Raw genomic sequence first — 19,482 nt, 5'->3', positions numbered from 1 at the left:
AGTTTCTAGCTTCAAGCTGCAAGCTGCAAGCCGGATGCGTTACCGCTTTTTGTTTTTACTTGTAGCTTGCAGCTCAAAGCTTGCCGCTGCCGTTATGTCGTTCGGCAACACCGATGCAGATCGACATGATCAGTTTCAGTTCTTTCTGCACGGTGCTCAGCGAAACATTAAGTTCATCAGCGATTTCCTGATAACTGTGCCCGTGCAGGCGGCTGAGGATGAAGATCTGTTGCTGGCGCGGGCTGAGTTGGCTGAGGCTCACGTTCAAACGCTCCAGCAATTGCTCGGCATGGGCGGCGTCTTCGGCGCTGCTGGCCGGCGCGGCGATGCTCTGTACGACATCTTGCGGCAAGTGGTCGACCATGGTCCGCGCATGAATCTTGCGCGCACGCAAATGATCCAGCGCCAGATTGCGCGCGGTCTGGAAGACAAAGGGTTCAAGGTGATCGATGGCCCGTTCGCTCAACGCCCGGGTCACGCGCAGGTAGGTCTCCTGCAACAGGTCTTCAGCGGTGCTGTGATTGTTGACCATCCGTTCCAGCGTGCGCAGCAGGGAAGTGCGCTGGGCGAGGAAGACGTGGTTGAAGCGCGATTGACTCACGGGAGGACCTGATCCATTTCGAGCGAATGATAATGCTTATCATCCAGCTAAATGGTCAAGCGCTGATTTCAAATTGAAATCGGATCTCCTGTGGGAGCGAGCCTTCTCGCGAAGGCGTTGTGTCAGTCAGCTCCATATTGACTGACATATAGCTTTCGCGAGCAGGCTCGCTCCCACAGGGATTGGGGACCGGCCGGGATTATTCGGCGTTACACAACGCCAGGCAGTTATCCAGCATGCGGTTGGAGAAGCCCCATTCGTTGTCGTACCAGGCCAGCACTTTCAGCAACTTGCCGCTGACCTTGGTGTGGTTGGCGTCGAAGATCGACGACAGCGGGTTGTGGTTGAAGTCGCTGGAAACCAGCGGCAAGGTGTTGTAACCGAGAATCTTCGAGTGCTGGCTGGCCGCTTTCAGCAGGGCGTTGACTTCGTCGGCACTGGCTTCTTTCTTCAGTTGCACGGTGAGGTCGACCAGCGACACATTGATCACCGGTACGCGCACAGCCATGCCGGTCAGTTTGCCCGCCAGTTCCGGCAGCACCAGGCCTACCGCTTCGGCTGCGCCGGTCTTGCTCGGGATCATGTTCTGCGTGGCGGAACGGGCGCGGTACGGGTCGCTGTGATAGACGTCGGTGAGGTTCTGGTCGTTGGTGTAGGCGTGGATGGTGGTCATCAGGCCGCTTTCGATCCCCAACTCGCGATGCAGCACCTGCGCCACTGGCGCGAGGCAGTTGGTGGTGCACGAAGCGTTGGAAATGATCTGGTGCGACTGACGCAGAATGTCGTGGTTGACGCCATAAACCACAGTGGCGTCGGCGCCTTTGGCCGGGGCCGAGATGATCACCTTGCGGGCGCCGGCGCTGATATGTGCGGCGGCTTTGGCACGGTCGGTGAACAGACCGGTGCATTCGAACACTACGTCGATTTTTTCTGCGGCCCACGGCAGGTCGGCCGGGTTGCGAATGGCGCTGACCGCGATGCGGTCGCCATTGACCGTCAGGCTTTCGTTATCGTGCGCCACTTCGGCGTCGAAAGTGCCGTGGACGGTGTCGTATTTGAGCAGATGGGCATTGATCGAACTGTCACCCAGATCGTTGATCGCGACGATCTGCAGGTCTTGACGATAGCCTTGGGTATACAGTGCGCGCAGGACATTACGGCCGATGCGGCCAAAACCATTGATTGCGATTCGAAGAGTCATGGAACAGCGCCGCCGTCGTTTTGTTGTTGGAATTACAAGATTATTCGCATAAAAATAGAAAACAAGCCTTTTTAGTGGCAATATTTTGTTTTATCTACAACGAGTGACCTGAATCAACTGGTCCGAATGGTCAAAAAAGCCGTCTGTCATTCCAACAACAACGGCGTTTGATCAGCATAGACAATCAGGTCGCCACATCCGTTAGCCTGGAGTTCTACACATGCATCCCCGCGTTCTTGAGGTCACCGAACGGCTTATCGCCCGCAGCCGCGCCACGCGTCAGGCTTACCTTGCATTGATTCGCGGCGCCGCCACCGATGGCCCGATGCGCGGCAAGCTGCAATGCGCCAACTTCGCCCACGGCGTGGCCGGTTGCGGCACTGAAGACAAGCACAGCCTGCGGATGATGAACTCGGCGAACATCGCCATTGTGTCTTCGTATAACGACATGCTCTCGGCGCACCAGCCGTACGAAGTTTTCCCCCAACAGATCAAGAACGCCCTGCGCGAAATCGGCTCGGTCGGTCAGTTCGCCGGCGGCACTCCGGCCATGTGCGATGGCGTGACCCAAGGCGAGCCGGGCATGGAACTGAGCCTGCCGAGCCGCGAAGTGATCGCGATGTCGACCGCCGTGGCGCTGTCGCACAACATGTTTGACGGCGCGCTGATGCTCGGCATCTGCGACAAGATCGTTCCGGGCCTGATGATGGGTTCGCTGCGTTTCGGTCATCTGCCGACCATTTTCGTACCGGGCGGGCCGATGGTGTCGGGGATTTCCAACAAGGAAAAAGCCGACGTCCGCCAGAAGTACGCCGAAGGCAAGGCGACCCGCGAAGAGCTGCTGGAATCGGAGATGAAGTCCTACCACAGCCCGGGCACCTGCACCTTCTACGGCACCGCCAACACCAACCAGTTGCTGATGGAAGTCATGGGCCTGCACTTGCCGGGCGCCTCTTTCGTCAACCCGAACACGCCGCTGCGCGACGCGCTCACCCGCGAAGCCGCGCATCAGGTCACGCGCCTGACCAAGCAGAACGGCAACTTCATGCCGATCGGCGAAATCGTCGACGAAAAGGCGCTGGTCAACTCCATCGTTGCCCTGCACGCCACCGGCGGCTCGACCAACCACACCCTGCACATGCCGGCCATCGCCATGGCCGCTGGCATTCAACTGACCTGGCAGGACATGGCCGACCTCTCCGAAGTCGTCCCGACCCTGAGCCACGTCTATCCGAACGGCAAAGCCGACATCAACCACTTCCAGGCAGCGGGCGGCATGTCGTTCCTGATCCGCGAACTGCTCGGCGCCGGCCTGCTGCATGAAGACGTCAACACCGTGCTCGGCCATGGCCTGAGCCAGTACACCAAAGAGCCGTTCCTTGATAACGGTGAGTTGGTCTGGCGTGAAGGCCCGACCGACAGCCTCGACGAAAACATCCTGCGTCCGGTGTCCCGTGCGTTCTCGCAAGAAGGCGGACTGCGGGTGATGGAAGGCAACCTCGGTCGCGGCGTGATGAAGGTTTCTGCGGTTGCGCTGGAAAATCAGATCGTCGAAGCACCGGCGATGGTCTTCCAGGATCAACAGGATCTGGCGGACGCATTCAAGGCCGGTCTGCTGGAGAAGGATTTTGTCGCCGTGATGCGCTTTCAAGGGCCGCGCTCCAACGGCATGCCGGAGCTGCACAAGATGACGCCATTCCTCGGCGTACTGCAGGATCGCGGCTTCAAAGTGGCATTGGTGACTGACGGGCGCATGTCCGGCGCGTCTGGGAAAATCCCGGCGGCGATTCACGTCAGCCCGGAAGCTTATGTCGGTGGCGCTTTGGCGCGCGTGCAAGAGGGCGATATCATCCGCGTCGATGGCGTCAAAGGCACCTTGGAACTGAAGGTCGACGCCGCCGAATTTGCAGCGCGCGAACCTGCCAAAGGCCTGTTGGGCAACAACATCGGCAGCGGCCGCGAGCTGTTTGGCTTCATGCGCATGGCCTTCAGCTCGGCGGAGCAGGGCGCCAGCGCCTTCACTTCTGCCCTGGAGACGCTTAATTGAAACTGGCTTTGGTCGGTGACATCGGAGGCACCAACGCGCGGTTCGCGTTGTGGCAAAACCAGCAACTGCAATCGGTTCAGGTGCTGGCCACGGCCGACTTCGCCAGCCCGGAAGAGGCAATCGCCTTGTACCTGAGCGGGCTCGGTCTGGCGCCGGGCTCGATCGGCTCGGTGTGCCTGTCGGTGGCAGGTCCGGTGAGCGGCGATGAGTTCAAGTTCACCAACAATCACTGGCGGCTCAGCCGCAGCGCGTTTTGCAAGACCTTGCAGGTCGAGCAGTTGTTGCTGACCAACGACTTCTCGGCGATGGCGCTGGGCATGACCCGCTTGCAGCCGGGCGAATTCCGTGTGGTTTGCGAAGGCACGCCGGAGCCGTTGCGCCCGGCGGTGGTGATCGGCCCCGGCACTGGCCTGGGCGTCGGCACCTTGCTCGATCTCGGCGAAGGGCGCTTCGCGGCGTTGCCGGGCGAGGGCGGCCACGTCGACCTGCCGCTGAGCAGTCCACGCGAAACGCAACTGTGGCAACACATCTACAACGAGATCGGCCATGTCAGCGCGGAAACCGCGTTGAGCGGCGGCGGCCTGCCTCGGCTGTACCGGGCGATCTGCGCGGTGGATGGTCATGAGCCTACGCTTGAAACGCCGGAAGCGATCACCGCCGCCGGCCTTGCCGGTGACCCGATCGCTTTGGAAGTGCTCGAGCAGTTCTGCTGCTGGCTCGGCCGCGTCGCCGGCAACAACGTGCTTACCACTGGCGCGCGCGGCGGGGTGTTTATCGTTGGCGGGGTGATTCCCCGCTTCGCCGATTTCTTCCTCGCCAGCGGCTTCGCCCGCTGCTTCGCCGACAAAGGCTGCATGAGCGACTACTTCAAAGGCATCCCGGTGTGGCTGGTGACGGCGCCGTACTCCGGCCTGGTCGGCGCCGGCGTGGCGCTGGATCAATCAATCCCGACCTGAAATGCAATCCAATTGTGGGAGCGAGCCTGCTCGCGAAAGCGGTGTGTCAGTCAACAGATCTGTTGAATGTTAAAACCGATTCGCGAGCAGGCTCGCTCCCACAAGGGTTTCTGTAGTGTCTGTTAGTTTGATGCTTAAGGCATAATCCGCCCCAACTCCAACAACAAGGATGCCTTCGAAGTGAGCTCAGTCAACAAGTCGATATTGTTGGTCGATGACGACCAGGAAATACGCGAGTTGCTGGAAACCTACCTGACCCGCGCAGGGTTCCAGGTGCGGGCCACCGCCGATGGTGCCGGTTTTCGTCAGGCGCTCAACGAGGCGCCGAGCGATCTGGTGATCCTCGATGTCATGCTGCCCGACGAAGACGGCTTCAGCCTGTGCCGTTGGGTACGCCAGCACCCGCGTCAGGCACAGGTGCCAATCATCATGCTGACTGCCAGTTCCGACGAAGCCGACCGCGTGATCGGTCTGGAGCTCGGCGCCGACGATTACCTCGGCAAACCGTTCAGCCCGCGCGAACTGCAAGCGCGGATCAAGGCCCTGCTGCGCCGCGCACAGTTCGCCCACGAACGCAGCGGCAGCGAAGTGCTGGCCTTCGACGACTGGCGCCTGGACACGGTCAGCCATCGGCTGTTCCACACTGACGGCGAGGAAGTGATCCTTTCCGGCGCCGATTTCGCTCTGCTCAAACTGTTCCTCGATCATCCGCAGCAAATCCTCGACCGCGACACCATCGGCAACGCCACCCGTGGCCGCGATCTGATGCCGCTCGATCGCATTGTCGACATGGCCGTCAGCCGTTTGCGTCAACGCTTGCGCGACACCGAAAAACCGCCACGGTTGATCCGCACCGTGCGCGGCAGCGGCTATCAGTTGGCAGCCAATGTGGTTGCCGGCAATGCTCACTGAGTCGCTGCGCAAATTCGCCAGTCGCATACCGGTGCCGCGCTCGCTGCTCGGGCGGATGCTGCTGCTGACTCTGCTCGCGGTGTTGTTCGCGCAGACGCTGTCGAGCGTGATCTGGGTCTCGCAGTTGCGCGCCACCCAGCTCGAAGGCCTGGTCACCAGTGCCCGCAGCCTGGCGCATTCGATGACCGCCAGCGTCAGCTATTTCCGTTCCTTGCCAGTGGCCTATCGACCGCTGGTGCTCGATCAATTGCGCAGCATGGGCGGCACCCGGTTTGTCGTGACGCTGAACGACAAGCCGCTGGGCATGGACGTGCTGCCGGTGACGCCGCGCAAGGCTGCGGTGATGCAAGCGGTGGACGAAGTGCTGCGCCAGTCTCTGGGCCATGACACGGATATTTCGGTGACCTTCGTCAGCCCCGAAGACCTGCGCATTTTCAACGCAGGGCTGAAACTTGATGAATTGCCGCGCTCCTGGGCGCACTACGCGTTGACGCTTGAACCGGTGAATCCGCCGGTGCTGGTCACGCAGATTCAAATGGCCCCGGGCGAATGGCTGTACATCGCCTCGTTGCTGCCCGAGCCGTATACCAGTCTCGAAGAACAAGGCCTGCCGGCGCAGCAGGTGTGGTTTATCGTCCTCACCAGCGGCTTTCTGTTGTTGTTCATCGGCCTGCTGGTGCACTGGCAGAGCCGGCCGCTCAAGCGTCTGGCGCGGGCAGCGCGGGATCTGTCGCTGGGCGCGGACGTCGAGCCAGTGGCGGAGGGCGGTGGCAGTGAAGTGGTCGAAGTTGGCCGCGCGTTCAACACCATGCGCGAACGCATCAGCCGTTACCTGACCGAACGCAGCCAGTTGTTCAGCGCGATTTCCCACGACCTGCGCACGCCGATCACCCGCCTGCGCTTGCGCGTCGAACTGCTCGAGGACGAACAGCTGCAAGCCAAGTTCGGCCGCGATCTGGATGAGCTGGAGCTGCTGGTCAAAGGCGCGTTGCAATGCGTGAAAGACACCGACATCCACGAGAACATCGAGCCGGTGGATCTCAATCATGTCCTCGATTGCCTGGTCGAGCCGTATCTGGCGCCGAACGGCAATGGCCGCGTCACTCAGCATGGCCGCGCGCTGTCGGCCTATCCGGGCAAACCGCTGGCGCTCAAGCGCTGCATCGGCAACCTGATCGACAACGCCTTGAAGTACGGGCAGAACGCGCACCTGCACATCGATGACGATGACAGCGCGTTCGTTTTGCACGTCGACGATGAAGGGCCGGGTGTGCCGCAGCAGCGGCTGGAGCAAGTGTTCGAACCGCACTTCCGTTTGGCGGGACAGCAGCAGGGCTACGGATTGGGACTGGGCATTGCGCGCAACATCGCCCATAGCCATGGCGGCGAGGTGACGTTGCAGAACCTGCGTGAGGGTGGGTTGCGGGTGACGTTGCAGTTGCCTCGGTCTGTGGATTAGCCCCGAAAAGCCCCTCACTAGCCCTCTCCCAGAGGGAGAGGGGACCGATTGGGGGATGCTGCTGAGGTGCGCTGACCTGTAAATGCGGTGGTGAATCCATAATCGCCAATATTTTTCAGGTCGACGGAGGACGCAAGACACCTCGGTCGGCCCCCTCTCCCTCCGGGAGAGGGTTGGGGTGAGGGTGCTTTTGCTCTTCTCTTTTGTCACGAGCCAGTGACAAACCCCGTCCCCTTCGTTACAAGCCCGCCCCGGCCCGTTGTTTAGACTGCCCGCAGTCCTAACAACAAAAAAGGGTCACGCCATGGACACCTTTCACCCAGACTTCAGCAGTTGGCTGAACGCCCCTGCCCACCAGCAATGGCTAGCCGCCGAAGGCCTGCGTCTGCTGGATTTTGCCAAGGCATCACGACTGCCCGAAGGCTTCGGCAACCTCGACGAACGCGGCCGTTTGCCTGCGCACGCACAAGCCGAGACCATGAACACCGCGCGCATGACCCACAGCTTCGCCATGGCGCACATTCAGGGCCTGCCGGGGTTTGCCGAACTGGTCGACCACGGTATCGCCGCGTTGCGCGGGCCGCTGCGTGATGCGCTGCACGGCGGCTGGTTTGCAGTTGCCGAACACCGCGACGACAACACCGGCAAGAACGCCTATCTGCACGCCTTTGTCGCGCTCGCCGCCAGCTCCGCCGTGGTTGCGCAACGGCCCGGCGCCCAAGCCTTGCTCGATGACGCAATCGACATCATCGACACTTATTTCTGGAGCGAAGAAGAGGGCGCCATGCGCGAATTCTTCAACCGCGACTGGAGCGAAGAAGAAGCCTATCGCGGCGCCAACAGCAACATGCACGCGACCGAAGCATTCCTCGCGCTGGCCGATGTCACCGAAGATCCGCGCTGGCTGATACGCGCCCAGCGCATCGTCGAACGAGTGATCCATGGCCACGCTGCAGCCAACGATTACATGGTCATCGAACACTTCGATCGCGATTGGCAACCGCTGCGCGAATACAACCACGACAATCCGGCTGACGGTTTCCGTCCTTACGGCACCACGCCGGGCCACGGTTTCGAATGGGCGCGCTTGCTCCTGCACCTTGAGGCCGCACGGGTGCAGGCCGGCATGCTGACGCCTGGCTGGCTGGCCGTCGATGCGCAAAAACTCTTCGAAAACAATTGCCGCCACGGCTGGAATGTCGATGGCGCGCCGGGCATCGTCTACACCCTCGACTGGGATAACCAGGCCGTGGTTCGCCATCGCCTGCACTGGACGCACGCCGAAGCCAGCGCCGCCGCCAGCGCCTTGCTCAAACGCACCGGCGACGCGCAATACGAAGCCTGGTACCGACTGTTCTGGGAATTCTGTGAGACGAATTTCATCGATCGTTGCAATGGCAGCTGGTACCACGAACTCAATCCGCAGAATGTGCCGAGCGCCGATATCTGGCCGGGCAAGCCCGATCTGTATCACGCCTGGCAGGCTGTGCTGATTCCACGATTGCCGCTGGCGCCAAGCATGGCCACGGCTTTGGCGCAGTCGTCCCGGCCTGTTGCTGTGTAACCATGTCGTGACATTTACGCGTCCCTTCGTTACCTGCGAAGCGAAACGCTCTGTTTAAACTCCGTGCAGCGCAAGCACCAGACTTGCAATGCATAACAACAAGAAAGGTACATCTCGAATGAATGCGATTTCTCGCCTCGCTACTGTCATTTCTGTCGCCTCCCTGTTCCCGCTCGCAATCCTGCCGCTCAGTGTCTCCGCCGCCGATTCCAAAGGTTCGGTCGAAGTCGTGCACTGGTGGACTTCCGGTGGCGAAAAAGCCGCTGTCGATGTGCTCAAGGCCCAAGTCGAAAAAGACGGTTTCACCTGGAAGGACGGCGCTGTCGCCGGTGGTGGCGGTGCGACTGCCATGACCGTGCTGAAAAGCCGTGCCGTTGCCGGCAACCCGCCAGGCGTAGCGCAGATCAAAGGCCCGGACATCCAGGAATGGGCGTCGACCGGCCTGCTCGACACCGACGTTTTGAAAGACGTCGCCAAGTCGGAAAAGTGGGACAGCCTGCTCGACAAGAAAGTCTCCGATACCGTGAAGTACGACGGTGATTACGTGGCCGTGCCGGTGAACATTCACCGCGTGAACTGGCTGTGGATCAACCCGGAAGTCTTCAAGAAAGCCGGCATCACCAAGAATCCAACCACCCTCGAAGAGTTCTACGCGGCCGGCGACAAGCTGAAAGCGGCGGGCTTCATTCCGCTCGCTCACGGCGGTCAGCCTTGGCAGGACAGCACCGTGTTCGAAGCCGTGGTGCTCTCGGTCATGGGCGTGGATGGCTACAAGAAAGCCCTGGTCGATCTCGACAACAAAGCGCTGACCGGCCCGGAAATGGTCAAGGCGCTCACTGAGCTGAAGAAAGTCGCGACCTACATGGACGCGGACGGCAAAGGCCAGGACTGGAACCTCGAAGCGGCCAAGGTCATCAACGGCAAGGCCGGCATGCAGATCATGGGTGACTGGGCCAAGTCCGAATGGACCGCCGCCAAGAAAGTCGCCGGCAAGGACTACGAGTGCGTAGCGTTCCCGGGCACCGACAAGGCGTTCACCTACAACATCGACTCGCTGGCCGTGTTCAAGCAGAAGGACGCAGGCACTGCGGCCGGTCAGCAGGACATCGCCAAAGTCGTGCTGGGTGAGAACTTCCAGAAAGTCTTCAGCATCAACAAAGGCTCTATCCCGGTGCGCAACGACATGTTGAACAACATGGACAAGCTCGGCTTCGATTCCTGCGCGCAGACCGCTGCCAAAGACTTCCTCGCGGACGCCAAGTCCGGCGGCCTGCAACCAAGCATGGCGCACAACATGGCGACCACGCTGGCGGTGCAGGGCGCGTTCTTTGACGTAGTCACCAACTACATCAACGACCCGAAAGCCGACCCGGCCGATGCGGCGAAGAAACTCGGCGCGGCAGTTCAGTCGGCCAAGTAATGCTTGGCCCCTGTAGGAGTGAGCCTTTGTGGTGAGGGGATTCATCCCCGATGGGTTGCGAAGCGACCCCGGAAAGTTGCAGCGGTGCAGTGTCTGAAATACCGCATGTAATGATTTCGCGACTGCTGCGCAGTCGATCGGGGATAAATCCCCTCGCCACAGGGCTCACTCCTGCAAGGGAATGCTTTCGTAAACCCTTATTGTGGATTTCCCCATGAGTTCTGTTGCTGTGTTCAGCAAGGCCTCGCCGTTCGATGCATTGCAGCGCTGGCTACCGAAACTGGTGCTGGCGCCGAGCATGTTCATCGTGCTGGTGGGCTTCTATGGCTACATCCTGTGGACGTTCATTCTGTCGTTCACCACCTCGACCTTCCTGCCCAACTACAAGTGGGCCGGTCTGGCGCAATACGCGCGGTTGTTCGACAACGATCGCTGGTGGGTGGCGAGCAAGAACCTCGCCGTGTTCGGCGGCATGTTCATCGGCATTACCCTGGTGATCGGCGTGTTGCTGGCGGTGTTCCTCGATCAGCGCATCCGTCGCGAAGGCTTTATCCGCACCATTTACCTGTACCCGATGGCGCTCTCGATGATCGTCACCGGTACCGCATGGAAATGGCTGCTCAACCCGGGCATGGGCCTGGACAAATTGTTGCGTGACTGGGGCTGGGAAGGCTTCCGTCTGGACTGGCTGATCGACCCCGATCGCGTGGTCTACTGCCTGGTGATCGCCGCTGTGTGGCAAGCCTCGGGCTTCATCATGGCGATGTTCCTCGCCGGCCTGCGTGGCGTCGATCAATCGATCATCCGTGCCGCGCAGATCGACGGCGCGAGCATGCCGCGCATCTACTGGAAAGTCGTACTGCCAAGCCTGCGGCCGGTGTTCTTCAGTGCCGTGATGATCCTCGCGCACATCGCGATCAAGAGCTTCGACCTGGTTGCGGCAATGACCGCCGGTGGTCCGGGTTATTCCTCCGACCTGCCAGCGATGTTCATGTATTCCTTCACCTTCAGTCGCGGCCAGATGGGCATGGGCTCGGCCAGTGCGATTCTGATGCTCGGTGCGATCCTCGCGATCATCGTGCCTTACCTGTACTCCGAGCTGAGGACCAAGCGTAATGACTAGTCTTGCTGCCAAACCCGCTATCAGCTTGAGCCGCATCGCAATCTACGCGGTGCTGATCCTTGCGGTGTTTCTGTATCTGGTGCCGCTGGTGGTGATGTTGCTGACCAGCTTCAAGACCCCGGAAGACATCAGCACCGGCAACCTGCTGAGCTGGCCGACCGTGGTCAGCGGCATTGGCTGGGTCAAGGCCTGGGCCACGGTTGACGGCTACTTCTGGAACTCGATCAAGATCACCGTACCGGCCGTCATCATCTCCACCGCCATCGGTGCGTTGAACGGTTACGTGCTGTCGATGTGGCGCTTCCGTGGTTCGCAGTTGTTCTTCGGTCTGCTGCTGTTCGGCTGCTTCCTGCCGTTCCAGACTGTGCTGCTGCCGGCCTCGTTCACCCTCGGCAAGATGGGCCTGGCGAGCACCACCACCGGCCTGGTGTTCGTGCACGTGGTCTACGGTCTGGCGTTCACCACACTGTTCTTCCGCAACTACTACGTGAGCATTCCCGATGCGCTGGTCAAGGCTGCGCGTCTGGATGGCGCGGGTTTCTTCACGATTTTCCGCCGCATCATTCTGCCGATGTCGACGCCGATCATCATGGTCTGCCTGATCTGGCAGTTCACCCAGATCTGGAACGACTTCCTGTTCGGTGTGGTGTTCTCCAGCGGTGATTCGCAACCGATCACCGTGGCGCTCAATAACCTGGTCAACACCAGCACCGGCGCCAAGGAATACAACGTGGATATGGCAGCGGCGATGATCGCCGGCCTGCCGACCCTGCTGGTCTATGTGGTCGCAGGCAAGTATTTCGTGCGCGGGCTGACGGCCGGCGCGGTCAAGGGGTAATCATGGCTACGCTTGAACTTCGCAACGTAAACAAGACCTACGGGGCCGGCCTGCCGGACACCCTGAAGAACATCGAACTGTCGATCAAGGACGGTGAATTCCTGATCCTCGTCGGCCCGTCGGGCTGCGGCAAATCGACCTTGATGAACTGCATCGCCGGTCTGGAAACCATCACCGGCGGCGCGATCATGATCGGTGATCAGGACGTCAGCGGCATGAGCCCCAAGGATCGCGACATCGCCATGGTGTTCCAGTCCTATGCGCTGTACCCGACCATGAGCGTGCGCGAGAACATCGAGTTCGGCCTGAAAATCCGCAAGATGCCGCAGGCGGCGATCGACGAAGAAGTCGCCCGTGTCGCCAAGCTGTTGCAGATCGAACACCTGCTCAATCGCAAGCCGGGCCAGCTCTCCGGTGGTCAGCAACAGCGCGTGGCGATGGGCCGTGCCTTGGCGCGGCGGCCGAAGATCTACCTGTTCGACGAACCGCTGTCGAACCTCGACGCCAAGCTGCGCGTCGAGATGCGCACCGAAATGAAACTGATGCACCAGCGTCTGAAAACCACCACGGTCTACGTGACCCACGACCAGATCGAAGCGATGACCCTGGGCGACAAGGTGGCGGTGATGAAGGACGGCATCATTCAGCAGTTCGGCACGCCGAAAGACATCTACAACAACCCGGCCAACCTGTTCGTCGCAAGCTTCATCGGTTCGCCACCGATGAACTTCATCCCCCTGCGCTTGCAGCGCAAGGACGGTCGCCTGCTGGCGCTGCTCGACAGCGGTCAGGCGCGTTGTGAATTGCCGATGAGCATGCAGGACGCCGGCCTCGAAGATCGCGAAGTAATCCTCGGCCTGCGCCCGGAGCAGATTGTTTTGGCGAATGGCGAGGGCAATGGTCTGCCGAGCATCCGCGCCGAAGTGCAGGTCACCGAACCGACCGGTCCGGACACGTTGGTGTTCGTCAATCTGAATGACACCAAGGTCTGCTGCCGACTGGCGCCGGACGTGGCACCGCAGGTGGGCGAAAGCCTGACGCTGCAGTTCGATCCATCGAAAGTGTTGTTGTTCGACGCCAATACCGGCGAGCGTCTGGGCGTTGCGGGCCAGGTGCAGACAGAGACCCGGTCGGCGAATGTGGCGCAGTTCAAAGGCCGCTGAAGTACAAAATGTGGGAGCGAGCCTGCTCGCGAAAGCGGTCTGACATCCAGCATTGATGTCGCCTGATACACCGCATTCGCGAGCAGGCTCGCTCCCACAGGGGGCAAGCAGTGCCCGGCCTGTCGAGCACTGCACTTTATGTAAACCGCGTTAGATAAAAACAGTTAATAACAATAAAGACGAGGATGTAGGGATGAAAAAGAAACACGTCAATGCCCGGTTGATCTGCCAGGTTTCAGCGGCAGCTGCACTGGTGCTGGCCGGTAATGCAATGGCGGCGGATGCGTTCAGCTCCGACTCCAAGTGGATGACCGGCGACTGGGGCGGCGAGCGCACCAAGCTGATCGAGCAGGGTATCGACATCAAGGCCGACTACGTTGGCGAGATGGGCGCCAACCTGAACGGCGGTTACAACGACGACAAGACTGCGCGTTACGCCGACCAGTTCGGTCTGGGCGTGGCCCTCGACCTGCAGAAGCTGTGGGGCTGGGACAACACCCAGGCGAAGATCCAGCTGACCAACCGTAACGGCTACAACATCTCCAACGACCGCGTTGGCGATCCGCGTGCCGGCACCCTCAGCTCCTCGCAGGAAGTCTACGGCCGTGGCCACATGGTGCGTCTGACCCAACTGTGGATTCAGCACCAGTTCTTCGACAACAAGCTCGACGTCAAGGCCGGTTACTTCGGCGAAGGCGAAGACTTCAACACCTTCCCGTGCGACTTCCAGAACCTGGCGTTCTGCGGTTCGCAAGTGGGTAACTGGGCGACCAACATCTGGTACAACTGGCCCGTCAGCCAGGCCGCGATCCGTGTGAAGTACAACATCAACGACGAGCTCTACGCGCAGATCGGTGCGTACAACCAGAACCCGTCGCAACTGGAACACGGCAACGGCTTCAAGCTCAGCGGCAGCGGCACCAAAGGTACCGTGCTGCCGGTTGAGTTGGTCTGGTCGCCGAAGGTCAACAGCCTGCCGGGCGAATACCGCGTCGGTTACTACAAGAGCACGGCCGATGCCGACGACGTTCGCGAAGACGTCAACGGTCTTGATGCGGCAACCACCGGTGATGACTACAAGTCGCACAACAGCAAAAGCGGTTACTGGTTCGTTGCGCAACAGCAACTCACCAGCCACAACGGTGATGCGACTCGCGGTCTGAACATCGCCGCCAACGCGACCTTCCACGACAAGGACACCAACTTCATCGACAACTACCAGTCGGTGATGTTTGTCTACAAAGGCCCTTTCGACGCGCGTCCGAAAGATGACATCGGTATCGGCGCGGCGCGTATCCACGTCAACAAGGACGTCAAGCGCAACGCTGAACTGCTGAACGCTTCCAACGGTGTGTCCGATTACGACAACGCCGCGTTCTCGCCGATTCGTGAGACCGAGTACAACTACGAGCTCAACTACGGCATCCACGTCACCAACTGGCTGACCGTGCGTCCCAACCTGCAATACATCACCCATCCGGGCGGTGTGGATGAAGTCGATAACGCTTTGGTCGCTGGCCTGAAAATTCAGTCAACGTTCTAACGCGTCTGCGATAAGCTCCTCTCTATGTGCGCATTTTGCGGACAGCCCAGGCTGTCCGCTTTTTTTTGTGACACAGGTCAGATGTGTTGCTTGATGATTTTTTGTGGCTGGAGAGCTTTTTGTGGCGAGGGGATTTAGCGAAACGTCGCACCGCCCCGCTGGGCTGCGAAGCGGCCCCAAAACCATCCACTGAGGTGTATCAGCGAGAGGCCGTTTTCCAGGTTTGCGACTGCTTCGCAGTCGAACGGGGATAAATCCCCTCGCCACAGTATTCAAGGGTCACAAAGGTAATTGTACCCCCATGATTTTCAGGACCGTAGCCAATGCATGAGCATCCGCTGCAACGCTTCTTCAAATCCCTGCGTGAACGACCGGTGTTCGCCTGGGAGCGCTATCAGATGCGCGACGTGCTGGTGATCGATCATCCGTTGTGTCAGGCGGTGTTCAGTCGGCAGGGTGCGCAGTTGCTGCACTTTCAGCCGCGTGGGCAGAAGCCGTGGTTGTGGTGCGCGGCGAAGTGGCCGCATGTCGGCGCGATTCGCGGTGGCGTGCCGGTGTGCTGGCCGTGGTATGGCCGTCATCCGAGCGAAAACGCCTGGCCGTCCCATGGTTGGGCGCGACTGCTCGACTGGAAACTGCTCGACAGCAGCAGCGCCGAAGACGGCGTGCGCCTGCACTGGCAACTGCAGCTATGCGATTGGCAGGTCGACCTGCACGCGCACCTGGGCGAACGCATGGAATTACGCCTGAGCACCGAGCATCAGGACGACATGCCGTGCCAGTTGAGCCAGGCTTTGCACGCTTACTGGCGTATAGGCGATGTTGGTGAGATAGCGCTGTCTGGGCTCGAAGGCGCGCAGGGTTATGACCAGTTGAATCGCCAGGTTTGCCAGCAGGAGGGTGAATTGCGCGTTGATGGCGGCTGTCAGCGGGTGTTTCAGCATGACGGCGAATTGCAGCTCAAGGATCACGCCTGGCAGCGCGAGTTGTGCATTGATACCGGTGACAGTGGCGACACCGTCGTCTGGCATCCCGGCGCGCGGCCGTTACTGGGGGTAAGTTGGGAGGAGATTTCCGAATTCGTCTGCGTGGAAGCAGCGGCGGGCGGCACGGACAGCCTGCACCTGGCGCCGGGGGAGAAGGCGCATTTGAGTTTGCAGGCGTGGGCGGCGGCTTAGTGCGTCAAGTACACCGATACCCTCACCCTAGCCCTCTCCCAGAGGGAGAGGGGACCGAATGGGGGATGCTCAAGAATTACGCCGACGTGAAAGTGCAGTTCTGAATCCATAATCGACTGGATATTTCAGGTCGATGTACCGCGCAAGACACCTCGGTCGGCTCCCTCTCCCTCCGGGAGAGGGCTGGGGTGAGGGGGCTTTTGATCTTTAGTTGAATTCATCCCCAACCGGATACCGGCTCGCATTCAAGCTCTCTTTGATCTTGCGCAGATGCGGCTGGAAATCCACGCCACGGCGCAGGGTCATCCCCGTTGCCAGCACATCCAGCACGGTCAACTGAATGATCCGCGAGGTCATCGGCATATAAATGTCGGTGTCTTCCGGCAGTGGAATGTTCAGGCTCAGGGTACTGGCTTTGGCCAGCGGTGAATTCTCCGCTGTCAGGCCCAAAACCGAAGCACCGTTCTCCCGGGCGATTCGCGCCACTTCCACCAGTTCGCGGGTACGCCCGGTGTAGGAAATGATCACGAACAGCTCGCCGGTGTGCGCCACCGAGGCAATCATCCGCTGCATCAGCACATCGGCGTGGGCAGTGACGGCGAGGTTGAAGCGGAAGAACTTGTGCTGCGCATCCAGCGCCACCGGGGCCGAAGCGCCGAGGCCGAAGAAGTGGATCTGCCGGGCCTGGATCAACAGGTCGACGGCGCGGCTGATCAGGTTCGGGTCGAGCGCCTGGCAAGCACTGTCCAGGGAAGCGATGGCGCTGCCGAAGATCTTCTGCGTGTACGCCTCGGGATTGTCGTCGGCCTCGACCGCGCGGCTGACATACGCCGCACCACTGGCCAGGCTCTGGGCCAATTGCAGCTTGAGTTCGGGGTAGCCGCTGACACCGAACGAGCGGCAGAAACGGTTGACCGTCGGTTCGCTCACCGAGGCGGCCTGGGCGAGGGCGGCGATGCTGAAGCGGGTGGCCTGCTGCGGATTGAGCAGAATCACCTCGGCGACCTTACGTTCGGCCTTGTTCAGCTCTTCAAGGCGACTCTGGATCTGTTCCAGTAAATTTCGCACGCGGTCCATATGGAATTCCTGATTCACCGACGCAGAGTTGCGTCGGGCTATGCAAATTGGGCCTTTGATATGGCCCGTGACGGTGGCCTATCCTACTGATGCGTCCGGGCGACCACCACTCGGATTGAGTATTCTGCGAAAATGTTGTGGTTATTACTACATTTTCCCTTGAGTGATGCCTTGAAAAAAGGTATTTGTAGCTTAACTTGATAAAAGAACAAACATCATGCCTTCCATTACGGTTGAACCGTGCACCTTTGCCTTGTTCGGCGCGCTTGGCGATCTGGCCCTGCGCAAGCTGTTTCCTGCCCTGTATCACCTTGACGGTGCCGACCTGCTGCACGAGGACACGCGCATCATCGCGCTGGCCCGTGAGCCCGGCAGCGAGCAGCAGCACATGGCGTTCATCGCCGCCGAATTGCGCCGTTATGTCGGCAAAGAGCTGAACGAAACCGTGGCCGAGCGCTTCCTCGCGCGCCTGACCTATCTGCACGTCGACTTCCTCAAGGCTGAGGATTACGTGGCGCTGGCGGAACTGGCCGGCAGCAGCCAGCGCATGATTGCCTACTTCGCCACCCCGGCGGCGGTGTACGGCGCTATCTGCGAGAACCTCGAGAAAGTCGGTCTGGCCGAAAACACCCGAGTGGTGCTGGAAAAACCGATCGGCTCTGACCTGGAGTCCTCGCGCAAGGTCAACGACGCCGTCGCGCAGTTCTTCCCGGAAGACCGCACCTACCGCATCGACCACTATCTGGGCAAAGAGACCGTTCAGAACCTGATCGCCCTGCGTTTCGCCAACAGCCTGTTCGAAACCCAGTGGAACCAGAATTACATCTCCCACGTGGAAATCACCGTGGCCGAGAAGGTCGGCATCGAAGGCCGCTGGGGCTATTTCGACAAGGCCGGCCAGCTGCGCGACATGATCCAGAATCACCTGTTGCAGCTGCTCTGCCTGATTGCCATGGACCCGCCGGCCGACCTGTCCGCCGACAGCATCCGTGACGAAAAGGTAAAAGTGCTCAAGGCGCTGGCGCCGATCAGTCCGGAAGGCCTGACCACACAAGTGGTGCGCGGCCAGTACATCGCCGGCCACAGCGAAGGCAAATCCGTTCCGGGTTACCTCGAAGAACCGAATTCCAATACCCAGAGCGACACCGAAACCTTCGTCGCCCTGCGTGCCGACATCCGCAACTGGCGCTGGGCCGGCGTGCCGTTCTACCTGCGTACCGGCAAGCGCATGCCGCAGAAGCTGTCGCAGATCGTCATCCACTTCAAGGAACCGTCGCACTACATCTTCGCCCCGGAGCAACGCCTGCAGATCAGCAACAAACTGATCATCCGCCTGCAACCGGACGAAGGCATTTCCTTGCGCGTGATGACCAAAGAGCAGGGCCTGGACAAGGGCATGCAACTGCGCAGCGGCCCGCTGCAACTGAATTTCTCCGACACCTGGCGTAGCGCGCGGATCCCCGATGCCTACGAGCGGTTGTTGCTGGAAGTGATGAACGGCAATCAGAACCTGTTTGTCCGTAAAGATGAAATCGAAGCCGCGTGGAAGTGGTGTGACCAGCTGATCGCCGGGTGGAAGAAATCCGGCGACGCGCCCAAGCCGTATGCGGCCGGTTCGTGGGGGCCGATGAGCTCCATTGCTTTGATCACGCGGGACGGGAGGTCGTGGTATGGCGATATCTGATGTGCAACTGCCGACGGGCGTGACTGCCCGCGAATTCAACAGCCCGGTGTTGCTCGCCGAAGGCCTGGCGCTGAACGTTGCCAAGCAACTGAGCGAGGCCATTGCCGCGCGCGGCAACGCGGTGCTGGTGGTGTCCGGCGGGCGCAGCCCGGTAGCGTTTTTCCAGCACCTGGCCAAGCAGAGGCTGGACTGGTCGAAGGTCGTTGTGACCCTGGCCGACGAACGCTGGGTACCGGTGGAACATGCCGACAGCAATGCCGGCCTGCTCAAGCAGTATCTGCTTAAAGGCCCGGCAGCCAAGGCACAGTTCCTCAGCCTCTACAGCGCGGCGGCCAACGTCGAGCAGGCTGCTGAACAGGCCGATCGCTTGCTCGCGGAATTGCCGCCGATTGACGTGCTGGTGCTGGGCATGGGCGATGACGGCCACACCGCATCGCTGTTCCCCGACAGCCCGAACCTCGCCGAAGCCCTGCAAGCCGATGGCACGCGCCGTTGCTGGCCGATGCTGGCGCCAAGCGTGCCGCGTCAGCGCCTGACCATGAGCCGCGCGCTGCTGGCCTCGGCCCGGCACAAGATTCTGTCGATTTCCGGTCAATCGAAACTGACCACCCTGAATGCCGCGCTGGCATCCGATGACGTTGCGGCCATGCCGGTGCGCGCGTTTCTGCAACCTACGTTAGAGATTTACTGGTGCCCATGAGCCAAGGAACAGCCGC

Annotated in this window: 16 protein-coding genes; 13 read left to right on the top strand and 3 right to left on the bottom strand. The window is 60.6% G+C overall.

What is annotated here, in order from left to right:
• Positions 1–73: 73 nt before the first annotated feature.
• Positions 74–601: an RNA polymerase sigma factor gene (locus tag AB4O45_RS06670; RefSeq protein WP_460161227.1), complete on the bottom strand. Its 528-nt coding sequence runs from the start codon at positions 599–601 to the stop codon at positions 74–76.
• Positions 602–800: 199 nt separating this feature from the next.
• A complete protein-coding gene (gene gap, locus AB4O45_RS06665) occupies positions 801–1,802 on the bottom strand; it encodes a type I glyceraldehyde-3-phosphate dehydrogenase (protein ID WP_016773526.1) in 1,002 nt (333 codons plus the stop codon).
• A 220-nt stretch (positions 1,803–2,022) separates the two neighbouring features.
• On the opposite strand from gap, the gene edd reads away from it, so the two are divergent.
• The 11 genes from edd to AB4O45_RS06610 all read left to right on the top strand — a co-directional run bounded on the left by edd (position 2,023) and on the right by AB4O45_RS06610 (position 16,005).
• The gene (edd, locus tag AB4O45_RS06660; protein ID WP_016773527.1) at positions 2,023–3,849 is read left to right on the top strand and encodes a phosphogluconate dehydratase; all 1,827 of its coding nucleotides are present in this window, start codon (positions 2,023–2,025) and stop codon (positions 3,847–3,849) included.
• Positions 3,846–4,805 (top strand): glucokinase, encoded by a 960-nt coding sequence (locus AB4O45_RS06655; RefSeq protein ID WP_056787957.1) that lies wholly within the window; start codon positions 3,846–3,848, stop codon positions 4,803–4,805. The genes edd and AB4O45_RS06655 overlap by 4 nt, the downstream gene beginning before the upstream one ends.
• Positions 4,806–4,985: 180 nt before the next feature.
• A complete protein-coding gene (locus tag AB4O45_RS06650; RefSeq protein WP_039758123.1) occupies positions 4,986–5,717 on the top strand; it encodes a response regulator in 732 nt (243 codons plus the stop codon).
• The gene (locus tag AB4O45_RS06645; RefSeq protein ID WP_056787959.1) at positions 5,707–7,176 is read left to right on the top strand and encodes an ATP-binding protein; all 1,470 of its coding nucleotides are present in this window, start codon (positions 5,707–5,709) and stop codon (positions 7,174–7,176) included. Before AB4O45_RS06650 ends, AB4O45_RS06645 begins: the two co-directional genes overlap by 11 nt.
• A 304-nt stretch (positions 7,177–7,480) precedes the next feature.
• Positions 7,481–8,740 carry a D-mannose isomerase gene (locus tag AB4O45_RS06640; protein ID WP_460161226.1) on the top strand — a complete coding sequence of 420 codons (1,260 nt, stop codon included), beginning with the start codon at positions 7,481–7,483 and terminating at the stop codon, positions 8,738–8,740.
• Positions 8,741–8,858: 118 nt separating this feature from the next.
• Positions 8,859–10,160, top strand: a complete 1,302-nt coding sequence (locus AB4O45_RS06635; protein WP_024014061.1) for an ABC transporter substrate-binding protein — start codon at positions 8,859–8,861, stop codon at positions 10,158–10,160.
• Between the two features lie 214 nt (positions 10,161–10,374).
• Complete coding sequence (locus AB4O45_RS06630) at positions 10,375–11,283, top strand: carbohydrate ABC transporter permease (protein WP_042607263.1); 909 nt, start codon at positions 10,375–10,377, stop codon at positions 11,281–11,283.
• The gene (locus tag AB4O45_RS06625; RefSeq protein ID WP_039758116.1) at positions 11,276–12,121 is read left to right on the top strand and encodes a carbohydrate ABC transporter permease; all 846 of its coding nucleotides are present in this window, start codon (positions 11,276–11,278) and stop codon (positions 12,119–12,121) included. Before AB4O45_RS06630 ends, AB4O45_RS06625 begins: the two co-directional genes overlap by 8 nt.
• Positions 12,122–12,123: 2 nt before the next feature.
• Positions 12,124–13,284 carry an ABC transporter ATP-binding protein gene (locus AB4O45_RS06620; protein ID WP_073472036.1) on the top strand — a complete coding sequence of 387 codons (1,161 nt, stop codon included), beginning with the start codon at positions 12,124–12,126 and terminating at the stop codon, positions 13,282–13,284.
• A gap of 193 nt (positions 13,285–13,477) precedes the next feature.
• Entirely contained in the window at positions 13,478–14,827 is a 1,350-nt protein-coding gene (locus tag AB4O45_RS06615) for a carbohydrate porin (RefSeq protein WP_252886693.1), read from the top strand.
• Between the two features lie 323 nt (positions 14,828–15,150).
• The gene (locus AB4O45_RS06610; protein ID WP_460161225.1) at positions 15,151–16,005 is read left to right on the top strand and encodes a D-hexose-6-phosphate mutarotase; all 855 of its coding nucleotides are present in this window, start codon (positions 15,151–15,153) and stop codon (positions 16,003–16,005) included.
• A 207-nt stretch (positions 16,006–16,212) separates the two neighbouring features.
• On the opposite strand, the gene AB4O45_RS06605 is transcribed toward AB4O45_RS06610, so the two are convergent.
• Positions 16,213–17,073 carry a MurR/RpiR family transcriptional regulator gene (locus AB4O45_RS06605; RefSeq protein ID WP_169842436.1) on the bottom strand — a complete coding sequence of 287 codons (861 nt, stop codon included), beginning with the start codon at positions 17,071–17,073 and terminating at the stop codon, positions 16,213–16,215.
• Positions 17,074–17,299: 226 nt separating this feature from the next.
• On the opposite strand from AB4O45_RS06605, the gene zwf reads away from it, so the two are divergent.
• Both zwf and pgl read left to right on the top strand, forming a co-directional pair.
• Positions 17,300–18,766 (top strand): glucose-6-phosphate dehydrogenase, encoded by a 1,467-nt coding sequence (gene zwf, locus AB4O45_RS06600; protein WP_016773537.1) that lies wholly within the window; start codon positions 17,300–17,302, stop codon positions 18,764–18,766.
• Entirely contained in the window at positions 18,753–19,466 is a 714-nt protein-coding gene (gene pgl, locus AB4O45_RS06595; protein WP_460161224.1) for a 6-phosphogluconolactonase, read from the top strand. The genes zwf and pgl overlap by 14 nt, the downstream gene beginning before the upstream one ends.
• Positions 19,467–19,482 lie beyond the last annotated feature (16 nt).

Source organism: Pseudomonas sp. S2_B10, assembly GCF_054668425.1.
The sequence above is the reverse complement of the archived record's forward strand: the minus strand, read 5'-3'. Positions and strand labels throughout refer to the sequence as shown.